This is a genomic window from Streptomyces sp. MBT53, assembly GCF_016654115.1.
Classification (GTDB): domain Bacteria; phylum Actinomycetota; class Actinomycetes; order Streptomycetales; family Streptomycetaceae; genus Streptomyces.
Genome location: NZ_JAEQAZ010000008.1, coordinates 1 through 14,558 on the forward strand (window position 1 = coordinate 1; position 14,558 = coordinate 14,558).

Consider the following 14,558-nt stretch of genomic DNA (forward strand, 5'->3'; position numbering starts at 1 on the left):
GACGCCGCCGAACAAATATTGATAAGGGTTGGACCCTGAACTTCGGTTCGGGGTCCAACCCTTTTTTGTTGGGCGTCACTTGAAGTTCACATTGCACAATCACCATCCGAGCATGGGTACTGCTGCAATGCTCAGGGCCGCAGGCGTCGGACTCGGTGACGAGGTCGTCGTGCCGGCGTTCGGGAACGTGGAAGTCGCTGAGGCCGTCACTCTCGCGGGTGGGCTGCCGGTGTTCGCCGACATAGATCCGGTGACCTACTGCCTCGACGCGTCCGCTGTCGAAGCGGCCGTAACTCCGCGTACCGCGGCGATAGTTGTCGTACATCGATTCGGTCGGTCCGCTGATGTCGCGCGGTTGCTCGGGGTCGGGCAGCGGCATGGGCTGCTGGTGTTGCAGCAGGGGGAGTCCGAGGCGCCGTACGACGAGGTGGCTCAGCGGCGGGAGCGGGCTTCCTATCTTGATGCGAAGCTGCGTGGGGTGCGGACGCCCGATGGTGGGGACGGGCACACCTACCAGCAGTACGTCGTGCGGGTGCCGGGGAACGGGCGGCCGGATCGTGACGCCTTCGCTCGGGCCGTGCGGGGCAGGGGAGTTGAGTGCCGGGTGCCGGTGAAGACGCCTGTGCATCGGCTGCCGGAATTCCGTCGGTGCGTGGCGCTGCCCGAGACCGAGCGGGCCGCGGACGAGACGCTCGCGCTACCGGTCGACGCCTCGTTGACCAAGCGGGAGATGCAGCGGATCGTGTCCGCGTGCAACGCGCTCGGGGGACTGTTGCAGCCCGCATTCTGACCGAGTCGGGGTCGGGCTGCGGTGGTTGGGCACACGGGCCTGTTCGGGGTATGATTCTTTTCGTCGCCGCGAGGGAAACCTCGGGAAAGCGACAGGCCCTCTTAGCTCAGTCGGTAGAGCGTCTCCATGGTAAGGAGAAGGTCAACGGTTCGATTCCGTTAGAGGGCTCCAGTAACTGAAAGGCCCCGCCCAATTGGGCGGGGCCTTTTGCGTGTTGGGGTGTCAGTCCTTCTGGAGGCCCGGGACCCGCATGGCGAGGATGGCCATGTCGTCGGACGGGGCGTCCGACGCGAAGCGTTCGACCGCGCGCATGATGCGGGCCGCGACCGCGCCGGCCGTCAGGCCCGTGCAGGTGGTGAGGACGTCGGTGAGGCCGTCGTCGCCCAGCATGCGGGTGCCTTCGCGGCGTTCCGTGACGCCGTCCGTGACGCAGAGGAGGACGTCGCCGGGGTCGAGGGTGACCGTCTGCTCGTAGAGCTCCAGGTCGTCCATGACGCCGAGGAGGGGCTGCGGTTCGGCGGCCGGTTCGACCGTGCCGTCCTGGCGCAGGCGGAGCGGGAGGGGGTGGCCGGCGCAGACCACCTTCAGCTTGGCGCTGCCGTCCTCCTGGGGCCACAACTCGCCGTAGAGGAGGGTCAGGAAGCGGCTGCGGGCGCCCTCGTCGAGGATCGCGGAGTTGAGGCGCTCCAGGACCGCGGGGCCGCCGAAACCCTCTCTGGCGAGCAGGCGGAGGGCGTGGCGGGCCAGGCCGGTGACCGCGGCTGCCTCGGGTCCTGTGCCGCAGACGTCGCCGATGGCGAAGCCGTAGACGCCGTCGCGGATGGGGAACAAGTCGTAGAAGTCGCCGCCCACTTCGTTGCCTTCGCCGGCCGCGCGGTAGATGACTTCGACCTCCACGCCCTCGATGTGCGGGAGGTCGGGGGGCAGGAGGCTGCGCTGGAGGGACTGGCTGATGGCCGTGCGCTCCGAGTACAGGCGGGCGTTGTCGAGGGCGAGGGCGGCTCGGCGGCTCAAGTCCTCGGCCAGTTCCAGGATTTCCTGGCGGAAGTGTTCGTCGGTGGGCTTGCCGAGGGTCAGCATGCCGATGACGCGGTTGCGGGCGACCAAGGGGAGGACGACTGTTTCGCCGCCAACTGCGGACGCCGTAGCGAGGGTTGGGCCGATGCCCGAGCTGACGCGGCGGGTCGGTTCGCCGAGGCCGAGGCTGCGCATGGAGGTGCGCAGAGCCGCCTGGTGGGCGGCTTCGGCGGGGGCGGCCCAGACGCGGGCGCCGGGGGTGGGTACCGGGTCCGGAGGGGCGATCTTCGAGAGCAACGACTTGATGCCGTCGATGAGTTCCTCGTCCTCGTGCAAGACGTACGAGAGGTACGGGTCGGAGGCCTGGTCGGCGATCGTGTAGACCGCGCACCAGGTGGCGAGGGTCGGGACCGTCATCTGGGCCATCAGGGCCAGGGTCTGGTCGCGGTCCAGGGTGCCGGCGAGGAGGTCGGAGGCCTCCACCAGGAAGCTGAGCGAGCCGCGGCGCAGGCGCTCGAGTTCGCCCAGGCGGGCCGACTCGACCGCCAACGCGATGCGGTCGGCGGCGAATTGGAGGCGGAGGGCTTCTTCGTTCGAGTACTTGTTGGGGCCTTCGGCCGCGACTCCCAGGGAGCCGGTGAGGCGGCCCTCCACCTTCAGGGGGACCGTGACGACCGAGCGCATTCCGGTGCCGCTGAGGAGCGGTACGGCGCCCGGGACGGCCTGGAGGTCCTCGTGGACGGCCGGCATGCGGGCGGAGCCGTAGCGACCGGGGCCCGCTTCGACGGGCACGCGCGCGAAGCGTTGGCGTGCGGAGGGCAGACCGGTGGAGGCGCGGACCTCCAACTCCGTTTCGTCGTCGGTCGCGAGGAGGAGGAAGGCGGAGTCTCCGTCGAGCATGTCGCGGGCGCGCTCGACCGTGCGCTGGAGGAGACCGTCGAGGTCGTCCGGCGCGGGGGAGCCGATGAACACCTCGAAGGGATCGGTGTTCTGGCCGTCCGGGGTGGACGCGGCGTCGGGGGCGGGGCCGCGCAACGGGGTCTGCAGAACCGCGCGTTCGTGGTCCCTTACCAGGAGGCACACGGTTGACGGCTCGCCGCCGGTGTCGCGCACACGGAGGTGGGAGGCGTACACCGGGATCACGCGGCCGTCGGCGCCGCGGATGCCGTAACTGCCCTCCCAGCGGGAGAGGCGCAGTGCTTCGGCGATGCCGGTGCTGGTGCCCGGGGTGTGCGGCCAGGCCGCGAGGTCGGTCAGGGGCTTGCCGGTGACCTGTTCGGGGGCGTAGCCGAAGAGTTCCTCGGCGTCCTCGTTCCAGGACGCGATGGAGCCCGTACGGTCGATCTGGACGACCGCGACACGGACCCTGCCGTCGGCGAGCGGGAGGAGGGCGGCCGGGAGGGACGGGCCGGCCGCGCGGGTGCCCACCGGGCGGGCGGGGAGGTCGAGTTGGAACCAGACCAGCTTCTGCGTGGGGGTGTAGTCGACGCCCCAGCGGCTGGCCAGGGCCGCGCACAGCTGGAGGCCCCGTCCGCCCTCGCGGTCCGGGCTGCTCATGGTGATCGCGGCCCCCTGGAGGGGGATCTCGCGCTCCGGATAGTGGTCGGCGACCTCGATCCGCACGCCGTCGTCACTCCGTAGGCACAGAACATCCGCGGCTGTGCCCGCGTGGACCACGGCGTTGGTCACCAGCTCGCTGGTGAGGACCACGGCGTCGTCGACGATGTCGGCGAAGCCCCAGCCCTGCAGGGTGTCGCGGACGAACGACCGCGCGGTGGCGACCGATCGTCCGGCGGGCTCGAAGCTGGCTGCCGCGCGCGCGGTGATCACAGAACTCCTCGGCCTGTTGTCGGCGGGCAGGGGCCCATGGCCGATCGGCGCCTGCCGGGGCAACGGCTGGTTCCCGGTCGGCGGGGGATCCTGGGGCGTTCCTCCAGGATGCAGTCCGGTGGTCATGGTGCGGTGCCCCTCCGATGCCTGCCCGCTCGTGCTCGTGCCACCGCCCAGGCCGGACGGAACCGGCGCGGCTGGACAGCCGCATGCAAGGTTACTTACCTTCACCGTCCATGCGGATGCCGGTCCGCAGTGTTTCCGTCCTCAGGGTGTGCGGACCGTGTGCGAAGCTGCCGAACTGTTATGGCCTGGTTCAGGCAGGGTGAAACACTGGGCAGGATTCTGGTGAAGGTCCGGGCAGGCCGGGTGTCTTCTGTGTACTGCGGGCAGCAGGCTTTGTTGAAGGCCGGTGAACCGGGCAGAGATACGCGGCAGTGACCGAAACGCCGAGCAGCAGCACCCAGTACAGCAGTAGCAGCAACGGTCGACCCCTGCGGGAGGGACACAGTGGAGTCTGGCGCAGCGACGCGGGCCACCAAGACGCGCGCGAAAGGCGGACAGTCCCTGAAGAACCAGCGCAAACCGCGCAATGGGACCACGGAAGTGGACGCGGCCTCCTTGGACCGGCTGCTGACCGCTCTGGTCGCCATGCGGGACGGCAACTTCCGCAAGCGGCTCACGGTGTCCGGCGACGGCGAGATGTCGGAGATCGCCGCCGTGTTCAACGAGGTGGCCGACCGTAATCTGCACCTCACGGGTGAGCTGTCGCGGGTACGGCGGATGGTCGGGCGTGAGGGAAAGCTCACCGAGCGGCTGGAGACGGGCGCCTGCGAGGGTTCCTGGGCCTCGGCCATCGATGCCTCCAACGCCCTCGTGGACGACCTCGTACGGCCCGTCTCAGAGGTCGGACGGGTGCTCTCCGCGGTGGCCGAGGGTGATCTGTCGCCGCGCATGGAGTTGCGGACGCAGGCGCAGGACGACGGGAACGGGCATCCGCTGCGCGGGGAGTTCCTGAAGGTCGGGCGGACGGTCAACAATCTGGTTGATCAACTGTCCACGTTCACCGACGAGGTCACCCGCGTGGCCAGCGAGGTGGGCACCGAGGGCAAGCTCGGCGGGCAGGCACGCGTGCGTGGCATGTCGGGCTCCTGGAAGGACCTCACGGAGTCCGTCAACACGATGGCGTACCGGCTGACGGCCCAGGTGCGGGACATCGCGCTGGTGACCACGGCGGTCGCCAAGGGTGACCTGTCACGCAAGGTCACCGTCCATGTCGCCGGCGAGATGCTGGAGCTCAAGAACACCGTCAACACGATGGTGGACCAGCTGTCCTCGTTCTCCTCCGAGGTGACGCGAGTCGCCCGCGAGGTGGGCACCGAGGGTGAGTTGGGCGGCCAGGCGCAGGTGCCGGGTGTGGCCGGGGTGTGGAAGGACCTCACCGACTCGGTCAACATCATGGCCGGCAACCTGACGGCCCAGGTGCGCGGGATCGCCCAGGTGACGACGGCCGTCGCCAACGGTGACCTGTCGCAGAAGGTGACCGTGTCGGCGCGGGGCGAGGTCGCCCAGCTCGCCGAGACGATCAACCAGATGACCGAGACGCTGCGCACCTTCGCCGACGAGGTCACGCGGGTGGCCAACGAGGTCGGTGCCGAGGGGCAGCTCGGCGGGCAGGCGAACGTGCCGGGTGCGGCGGGGACGTGGAAGGACCTCACCGACTCGGTGAACACGGTCTTCCGGAACCTGACGATCCAGGTGCGGGACATCGCCGCCGTGACGACCGCGGTGGCGAGCGGTGACCTGTCCCAGAAGGTCACGGTGAACGTGGCCGGCGAGATGCTGGAGCTGAAGAACACCGTCAACGGGATGGTTGATCAACTGTCCTCGTTCGGTGCCGAGGTCACGCGCGTGGCGCGCGAGATCGGTGTCGAGGGCGAGTTGGGCGGCCAGGCGCAGGTGCCGGGCGCGGCCGGTACATGGAAGGACTTGACCGACTCGGTCAACACTGCATTCCGCAACCTCACCGGCCAGGTGCGCAACATCGCCCAGGTGACGACGGCCGTGGCCAACGGCGATCTGTCGCAGAAGGTCACCGTCGATGTCTCCGGCGAGATGCTTCAGTTGAAGAACACCGTCAACACGATGGTCGACCAACTGTCGTCGTTCGCCGACCAGGTGACCCGCATGGCCCGGGACGTGGGCACCGAGGGCCGGCTCGGTGGGCAGGCGCGCGTGGACGGCGTCTCGGGTACCTGGAAGGAACTCACCGACTCCGTCAACTCGATGGCCGGGAACCTGACCTCCCAGGTGCGCAACATCGCCCAGGTGACGACGGCGGTGGCCCAGGGCGACCTGTCCCAGAAGATCGACGTGGACGCACGCGGCGAGATCCTGGAGCTGAAGAACACCATCAACACGATGGTTGATCAACTGTCCGCGTTCGCCGATCAGGTGACCCGGGTGGCCCGCGATGTGGGCACGGAGGGCCGGCTCGGCGGGCAGGCGCAGGTGCCCGGTGTCGCCGGTGTGTGGCGCGATCTGACGGACTCGGTGAACGGCATGGCTGGGAACCTCACCGCCCAGGTCCGCAACATCGCGCAGGTCGCTACCGCGGTCGCCCGGGGTGACCTGTCCCAGAAGATCACCGTGGACGCGCGCGGGGAGATCCTGGAGCTGAAGAACACCCTGAACACGATGGTCGACCAGCTTTCCTCGTTCGCCGAGGAGGTCACGCGTGTGGCCCGCGAGGTGGGCACCGAGGGGCAGTTGGGCGGTCAGGCCGAGGTGCAGGGTGTCTCCGGCACCTGGAAGGATCTCACGCAGTCGGTGAACTTCATGGCCAACAACCTGACCATCCAGGTGCGCCAGATCGCCGAGGTCACGACAGCCGTCGCCAAGGGCGACCTGTCCAAGAAGATCACTGTTGACGCGAAGGGCGAGATCCTTGAGCTCGTCACGACGGTCAACACCATGGTTGATCAACTGTCGTCGTTCGCCGAGCAGGTGACCCGGGTGGCCCGTGAGGTGGGCACCGAGGGCATCCTGGGCGGCCAGGCGCATGTGCCGGGCATCACGGGCATCTGGAAGGACCTCAGCGGCAACGTCAACCTGATGGCCAACAACCTGACCATGCAGGTGCGGAACATCTCCCAGGTCGCGGCGGCCGTCGCCAACGGCGACCTGACCCGGACGGTGACGATCGAGGCGCGCGGCGAGGTCCAGCAGCTCGCCGACACCTTCAACACCATGGTGAAGACGCTGAGTTCGTTCGCCGACCAGGTCACCAAGGTGGCCCGTGAGGTGGGCACGGACGGCATCCTGGGCGGCCAGGCGCACGTACCGGGGGTCGCGGGCACCTGGAAGGACCTCACCGACTCGGTGAACGGCATGGCGTCCAACCTGACCGGTCAGGTGCGCAACATCGCGATGGTCACCACGGCCATCGCCAAGGGCGACTTGACCAAGAAGATCGACATTGACGCCCGCGGCGAGATCCTGGAACTCAAGACGACGATCAACACCATGGTTGATCAGCTGTCCAGTTTCGCCGAGGAGGTCACCCGGGTGGCCCGCGAGGTGGGCACGGAAGGCCAGTTGGGCGGCCAGGCACGCGTGCGTGACGTCGACGGCACCTGGCGCGACCTCACCGAGTCGGTGAACGAGATGGCCGGGAACCTGACCCGCCAGGTGCGTGCCATCGCGCGCGTGGCGACCGCGGTGACCCGGGGCGACCTGAACCTGAAGATCGACGTGGACGCGTCCGGCGAGATCCAGGAACTCCAGGACTACATCAACAAGATGATCGCCAACCTGCGCGACACCACGATCGCCAACAAGGAGCAGGACTGGCTCAAGGGCAACCTCGCCCGCATCTCGGCGCTGATGCAGGGCCGCCGCGACCTGGACGACGTCGCCTCGCTGATCATGAGCGAGCTGACACCGGTGGTCTCCGCGCAGCACGGCGCGTTCTTCCTCGCGCTGCCCCTGGCGGACGCGGAGGGCGAAGAGGCGTACGAACTGCGCATGCTGGGGTCCTACGGCTACTCCATGGGCTCCATGCCGACGTCGTTCAGGCCCGGTGAGGCGCTGATCGGGACGGCCGCCCAGGAGCGGCGCACGATCCTCGTGGAGAACGCGCCCAGCGGCTATCTGAAGATCTCCTCGGGGCTCGGGGAGGCACCGCCCGCGCAGGTGATCGTGCTTCCGGTGCTGTTCGAGGGGAAGGTGCTCGGCGTCATCGAGCTGGCCTCCTTCACGCCCTTCACGCAGATCCAGAAGGACTTCCTCAACCAGATCGCCGAGATGATCGCGACCAGCGTCAACACCATCTCCGTCAACACCAAGACGGAGCTGCTGCTGAAGCAGTCCCAGGAGCTGACCGAGCAACTCCAGGAGCGGTCGGACGAGTTGGAGAACCGGCAGAAGGCGCTCCAGTCGTCCAACGCCGAACTGGAGGAGAAGGCCGAGCTGCTGGCCCAGCAGAACCGGGACATCGAGGTCAAGAACACCGAGATCGAGGAGGCCCGGCAGGTCCTGGAGGAGCGCGCCGAGCAGCTCGCCGTATCGATGCGCTACAAGAGCGAGTTCCTCGCCAACATGTCGCACGAGCTGCGCACACCGCTCAACTCGCTGCTGATCCTGGCCAAGTTGCTCGCCGACAACGCGGAGGGGAACCTCTCCCCGAAGCAGGTCGAGTTCGCCGAGACGATCCACGGCGCGGGGTCCGACCTGCTCCAGCTGATCAACGACATCCTGGACCTGTCGAAGGTCGAGGCGGGCAAGATGGACGTCTCCCCGACGCGCATCGCGCTCGTCCAACTCGTCGACTACGTAGAGGCCACTTTCCGTCCGCTGACCGCGGAGAAGGGCCTCGACCTGTCCGTACGGGTGTCGCCCGAACTGCCCGCCACGCTCCACACCGACGAGCAGCGACTGCTCCAGGTGCTGCGCAACCTGCTGTCCAACGCGGTGAAGTTCACCGACTCCGGGGCGGTCGAACTGGTCATCCGGCCGGCCGGCGCGGATGTGCCGGTGGCGATCCGGGAGCAGCTCCTGGAGGCCGGTTCGCTGCGGGACGCGGACGCCGACCTGATCGCGTTCTCGGTGACCGACACCGGGATCGGGATCGCGGGCAGCAAGATGCGGGTCATCTTCGAGGCGTTCAAGCAGGCGGACGGTACGACCAGCCGCAAGTACGGCGGCACGGGCCTGGGGCTGTCGATCTCCCGGGAGATCGCGCAGCTGCTCGGCGGTGAGATCTTCGCGCAGAGCGAACCGGGACGCGGTTCGACGTTCACGCTGTATTTGCCGCTGCACCCGAGCGAACTGCCCCCGCAGGGCTACCAGCAGCTGCCCGCGCTGGAGGCGGGCGACCTCGTGGCGTCGTCCGCCGCGGAGCTCGCCGAGCTGTCGGAGCGGAGCGAGGTGGGCATCGAGACGCCGGCCGAGGTGAAGTCGTACCACGAGACGCAGAACGGTGCCGCCGCGCTCTTCAGGAGGCGTCGTAGGGCCGTGGAGCAGTCCGCCCTGCTGGGGCAGACCGTGCGGGACCAGTGGGCGTCCGAGGAGACCGCGCCCCCGTCGCGCCGGGGCATCCGGTTCAACGGGGAGAAGGTGCTGATCGTCGACGACGACATCCGCAACGTCTTCGCGCTGACGAGTGTCCTGGAGCAGCACGGGCTGTCCGTGCTGTACGCGGAGAACGGCCGTGAGGGCATCGAAGTCCTGGAGCAGCACGACGATGTGACGGTCGTTCTGATGGACATCATGATGCCCGAGATGGACGGATACGCGACGACGACGGCGATCCGCAGGATGCCGCAGTTCGCCGGGCTGCCGATCATCGCGCTGACCGCGAAGGCGATGAAGGGCGACCGGGAGAAGGCGATCGAGTCCGGCGCCTCGGACTACGTCACCAAGCCGGTCGATCCCGATCACCTGTTGTCGGTGATGGAGCAGTGGATGCGTCCGGAGTGACGGAAACGATCGGACCTGACGGGAAAGCAGTGGGAACGGCGCGGGGAACGTTCGGTGTGCACGCGGAGTTGCTGACTCAGTGTGTCCGAAGCCGTGTAGAGGCACGGGATTCGGGGAACCTTCTGGTCTCCCGCTACGTTTCTGCTTCGTGCACAGTGACATCGCGGTGACAGGGTGTGGCGACAGGCGGGGTGCGGCTACCATGACCGGCACAAGGACGGGCGGCGCAAGAGAGCCGTCCTCTGGGGCGGCGCCCGGTGCACATCCGGGGCGAGGAGGGCGGGCCATGGTGCAGAAGGCCAAGATCCTTCTGGTCGATGACCGGCCGGAGAATCTGCTGGCGCTGGAGGCCATCCTCTCTGCGCTCGATCAGACACTGGTTCGGGCATCGTCCGGAGAGGAAGCGCTCAAAGCACTGCTCACGGACGACTTCGCGGTTATTCTGCTGGACGTCCAGATGCCGGGCATGGACGGTTTCGAAACCGCCGCGCACATCAAGCGACGGGAGCGGACCCGGGACATCCCGATCATCTTCCTCACCGCGATCAACCACGGCCCGCACCACACCTTCCGGGGGTACGCGGCGGGCGCGGTCGACTACATCTCCAAGCCGTTCGACCCGTGGGTGCTGCGCGCGAAGGTCTCGGTCTTCGTCGAGCTGTACATGAAGAACTGCCAACTCCGGGAGCAGGCGGCGCTGTTGCGGCTCCAGCTGGAGGGCGGCGGCAAGCCCGCGGTCGGTGCGGCCAAGGAACCGGCCGGACTGCTCGCCGAGCTGTCCGCGCGGCTCGCGGCCGTCGAGGAGCAGGCGGAGGCCCTGTCCAAGCAACTCGACGACGAGTCGGCGGACGCGGCTGCCGTGGCCACCGCGGCCCATCTCGAACGCAAACTCACCGGGCTGCGCCGGGCACTCGACGCCCTGGAGCCGGGCACCGGCACCGGAGCACCTTCGCTCCCGTCACAGAACTGACGTCCGCCGCGGGCGCAGTTGTGCGTGAGCGCGCGTCAGTTGCCTGTCCCGTACGGGCGACACGAACGGGTGAAGCAGTGGGCACACGTGTCCCCTGCGCTCTCCACAGGTAACCTCACACCTATGGCCTCACGTCCCTCCGCAGCCAAGAAGCAGCCCGCCAAGAGGGCTGCTCCGGCGAAGGCTCCGGCGAAGAAGGCCGCCGCGAAAAGGGCGCCCGCGAAGAAGGCGGTCGCCAAGAAGACCGCCCGCCCGGCGCCCAAGCCCGCGCCCAGCCCCACCGGTGGCATCGTCAAGCTCGTGCGCGCCATCTGGCTCGGCACCGCGCACGCCGTCGGCGCCGTGTTCCGCGGCATAGGGCAGGGCGCGAAGAACCTCGACCCGGCGCATCGCAAGGACGGCGTGGCACTGCTTCTGTTCGGCCTCGCCCTGATCGTCGCCGCCGGCACCTGGGCCGATCTGCGCGGTCCGGTCGGCGACCTCGTCGAGATCCTGGTGACGGGCGCCTTCGGCCGCCTCGACCTGCTCGTGCCGATACTGCTCGCGGTGATCGCCGTGCGCTTCATCCGCCACCCGGAGAAGCCCGAGGCCAACGGCCGCATCGTGATCGGCCTGTCCGCGCTCGTCATCGGCGTCCTCGGCCAGGTCCACATCGCCTGCGGCGCGCCCGCCCGCAGCGACGGCATGCAGGCGATAAGGGACGCCGGCGGCCTCATCGGCTGGGGGGTGGCGACCCCGCTGACGTACACCATGGGCGAGGTGCTCGCCGTACCCCTGCTCGTGCTGCTCACGATCTTCGGGCTGCTGGTCGTCACGGCCACGCCCGTCAACGCCATCCCGCAGCGCCTGCGGCTGCTCGGGGTGAAGCTGGGCATCGTCCACGACCCCGAGGAAGAGGACGAGTTCGGCGAGGACGACGAGCGCTACGACGAGCAGTGGCGCGAGGCGCTGCCCGCGCGCACCCGCAAGCGCGGGAGCGACCCCGAGGCGTACGACCCCGACAGCGCGGAGCAGGAGGCCCTCACCAGGCGCCGGAGCCGCCCCAGGCGCTCCGCGGTGCCCCAGCCCGACATGCACCGCCCCATGGACGCCGTGGACGTCGCAGCGGCCGCCGCAGCCGCGCTCGACGGGGCCGTCCTGCACGGCATGCCGCCCTCGCCGATCGTCGCCGACCTCACCCAGGGCGTACGGGTCGGGGGCGACCGCGAGGACACCACCCCGACGCCCGTCCCGGCCCCCGCCGCGCGGCCCAAGCAGGAGAAGCTCAAGGCCGAGGTCATGGACCTCACGAAGGCGCCCCCGGAGGAGGTCCGGGACCTCCCGCCGCGCGCCGAGCAGCTCCAGCTCTCCGGCGACATCACGTACTCGCTGCCCTCGCTCGACCTCCTCACGCGCGGGGGCCCGGGCAAGGCGCGCAGCGCCGCGAACGACGCCGTGGTCGCCTCCCTGACGAACGTCTTCTCCGAGTTCAAGGTCGACGCCGCCGTCACCGGCTTCACGCGCGGGCCCACGGTCACGCGCTACGAGGTGGAGCTCGGCCCGGCCGTCAAGGTGGAGCGGATCACCGCTCTCACGAAGAACATCGCCTACGCCGTCGCCAGCCCCGATGTGCGGATCATCAGCCCGATCCCCGGCAAGTCCGCGGTCGGCATCGAGATCCCGAACACGGACCGGGAGATGGTCAACGTAGGAGACGTCCTGCGCCTCGCGGACGCGGCCGAGGACGACCACCCGATGCTCGTGGCGCTCGGCAAGGACGTCGAGGGCGGCTACGTCATGGCCAACATGGCGAAGATGCCGCACATCCTGGTGGCCGGTGCCACCGGCTCCGGCAAGTCGTCCTGCATCAACTGCCTGATCACGTCGATCATGTGCCGCGCGACCCCCGAGGACGTCCGCATGGTCCTCGTCGACCCCAAGCGCGTCGAACTGACCGCCTACGAAGGCATCCCGCACCTGATCACGCCCATCATCACCAACCCGAAGCGGGCCGCCGAGGCGCTCCAGTGGGTCGTACGCGAGATGGACCTCAGGTATGACGACCTCGCCGCCTTCGGGTACCGGCACATCGACGACTTCAACCAGGCGATCCGCGACGGCAAGCTGAAGACGCCGGACGGCAGCGAGCGCGAGCTCAAGACCTATCCGTACCTCCTGGTGATCGTCGACGAGCTCGCCGACCTGATGATGGTCGCCCCGAGGGACGTCGAGGACTCGATCGTGCGCATCACGCAGCTCGCGCGCGCGGCCGGCATCCACCTGGTGCTCGCGACACAGCGCCCCTCCGTGGACGTCGTCACCGGTCTGATCAAGGCGAACGTGCCCTCCAGGCTCGCGTTCGCCACCTCCTCGCTCGCCGACTCCCGGGTCATCCTCGACCAGCCCGGCGCGGAGAAACTGATCGGCAAGGGCGACGGGCTGTACCTGCCGATGGGTCAGAACAAGCCCACCCGTATGCAGGGCGCCTTCGTCACCGAGGACGAGATCCACGCCGTCGTACAGCACTGCAAGGACCAGATGACCCCGGTCTTCCGGGAGGACGTCACCGTAGGCACCAAGCAGAAGAAGGAGATCGACGAGGACATCGGCGACGACCTCGATCTGCTGTGCCAGGCGGCCGAACTGGTCGTGTCCACGCAGTTCGGGTCCACCTCGATGCTCCAGCGCAAGCTGCGCGTCGGCTTCGCCAAGGCCGGGCGGCTCATGGACCTCATGGAGTCCCGGGGCATCGTCGGACCCAGCGAGGGGTCCAAGGCTCGTGACGTCCTTGTGAAGGGCGACGAGCTGGACGGCGTGCTCGCGGTGATCCGCGGGGAGTCCGAGGGCTAGGAACGGGTAGGCGCTTCCCGAAGGGGGTGCGACCGGCCGTGACTCACCCGTTAGAGATCGTCGGGCAACCGTTTCCCTTTGCCGTACGTCAAGTTGAGCGAGAGGACAGATGGGGCTCCCACCACGGGGTCCGTGTCTGGCCCGCCATCGGCCTGTCCGGCCATACCGATGGCGTACAAAGTCCCACCGCCCGGTTGCCCCACCCTTTCATACCCCCCCTAGACTGAACCTCCAGCACAGGCGGCTACACGCTCGAAAGGCGCCCCCGTGTCCATCGGCAACTCCCCTCAAGACGAGCGTCCGTTCGAAGACGGACACTCCGAAGACGGTCATGAGGAAGCAGCCCGCCCTTCCGTCGGCCGAGCCCTGCAGCAGGCACGTATCGCCGCCGGGCTGACCGTCGACGACGTCAGCAGTGTCACCCGGGTCCGCATCGCCATCGTGCACGCCATCGAAGCCGACGACTTCACGCCCTGCGGCGGTGACGTCTACGCGCGCGGGCACATCCGGACCCTCGCCAGGGCCGTCCACATCGATCCCGCTCCGCTCCTCGCGCGCTACGACGACGATCACGGCGGCCGCCCGGCTCCGACGCCGGCGGCACCCCTGTTCGAGGCGGAACGTATCCGTCCGGAACGGCGTGGGCCCAACTGGACCGCCGCCATGGTCGCCGCGATCGTCGCGGTGGTCGGCTTCGTCGGGTTCACCGCCTTCAAGGGCGGCGACACCGACAGCGACGCCAAGTCGCAGGTCGCCCAGGGAGCCTCGCCCAGCGCCAGCAAACCCGCCAAGCCGACACCCTCGAACACCGACTCCGCCACCCCCAAGTCCGACCCCTCCGACAGCGCCATCGCCGCCGCGCCGCAGGACAAGGTGACGGTCCAGGTGATCGCGGTCGACGGCCGCAGCTGGATCTCCGCCAAGGACCACAACGGCCGGATGCTCTTCGACGGACTCCTCAAGAAGGGCGAGTCCAAGACCTTCCAGGACAGCTCGAAGGTCAACCTGATCCTCGGCGACGCCGGCGCGATCCAGCTCTACGTCAACGGCAAGAAGATCGAGGACGACTTCCAGCCCGGAGCCGTGGAGCGCCTCACGTACACGAAGGGCGACCCCGAGGTCGGATAACCCGTCCGGCGGGTG

Annotated in this window: 6 protein-coding genes and 1 tRNA gene; 6 read left to right on the forward strand and 1 reads right to left on the reverse strand. The window is 68.7% G+C overall.

Features of this window, described 5'->3' with window-relative positions; all coding sequences use genetic code 11:
• The first annotated feature begins 127 nt into the window (after positions 1-127).
• Both JHN45_RS04730 and JHN45_RS04735 read left to right on the forward strand, forming a co-directional pair.
• Positions 128-790, forward strand: coding sequence for a DegT/DnrJ/EryC1/StrS family aminotransferase (locus tag JHN45_RS04730; RefSeq protein WP_200717767.1), 663 nt, complete (start codon positions 128-130; stop codon positions 788-790).
• 95 nt (positions 791-885) lie between these two features.
• Positions 886-961 (forward strand) — tRNA-Thr (locus tag JHN45_RS04735).
• Positions 962-1,012: 51 nt separating this feature from the next.
• On the opposite strand, the gene JHN45_RS04740 is transcribed toward JHN45_RS04735, so the two are convergent.
• Positions 1,013-3,763: a SpoIIE family protein phosphatase gene (locus JHN45_RS04740; RefSeq protein WP_201048126.1), complete on the reverse strand. Its 2,751-nt coding sequence runs from the start codon at positions 3,761-3,763 to the stop codon at positions 1,013-1,015.
• A 384-nt stretch (positions 3,764-4,147) separates the two neighbouring features.
• On the opposite strand from JHN45_RS04740, the gene JHN45_RS04745 reads away from it, so the two are divergent.
• The 4 genes from JHN45_RS04745 to JHN45_RS04760 all read left to right on the forward strand — a co-directional run bounded on the left by JHN45_RS04745 (position 4,148) and on the right by JHN45_RS04760 (position 14,543).
• Positions 4,148-9,616, forward strand: a complete 5,469-nt coding sequence (locus tag JHN45_RS04745) for a HAMP domain-containing protein (protein ID WP_201048127.1) — start codon at positions 4,148-4,150, stop codon at positions 9,614-9,616.
• Positions 9,617-9,902: 286 nt separating this feature from the next.
• On the forward strand, positions 9,903-10,586 hold the full coding sequence (locus tag JHN45_RS04750) for a two-component system response regulator (RefSeq protein ID WP_200714639.1): 684 nt from the start codon (positions 9,903-9,905) through the stop codon (positions 10,584-10,586).
• Between the two features lie 123 nt (positions 10,587-10,709).
• Entirely contained in the window at positions 10,710-13,415 is a 2,706-nt protein-coding gene (locus JHN45_RS04755; protein ID WP_201048128.1) for a DNA translocase FtsK, read from the forward strand.
• Between the two features lie 267 nt (positions 13,416-13,682).
• Complete coding sequence (locus JHN45_RS04760) at positions 13,683-14,543, forward strand: helix-turn-helix domain-containing protein (RefSeq protein WP_201048129.1); 861 nt, start codon at positions 13,683-13,685, stop codon at positions 14,541-14,543.
• Positions 14,544-14,558 lie beyond the last annotated feature (15 nt).

Coding starts and splice junctions, on each gene's coding strand:
- JHN45_RS04755 (WP_201048128.1), top strand. CDS start 10,710: ATGGCCTCACGTCCCTCCGCAGCCAAGAAGCAGCCCGCCAAGAGGGCT.
- JHN45_RS04740 (WP_201048126.1), bottom strand. CDS start 3,763: ATGACCACCGGACTGCATCCTGGAGGAACGCCCCAGGATCCCCCGCCG.
- JHN45_RS04730 (WP_200717767.1), top strand. CDS start 128: ATGCTCAGGGCCGCAGGCGTCGGACTCGGTGACGAGGTCGTCGTGCCG.
- JHN45_RS04750 (WP_200714639.1), top strand. CDS start 9,903: ATGGTGCAGAAGGCCAAGATCCTTCTGGTCGATGACCGGCCGGAGAAT.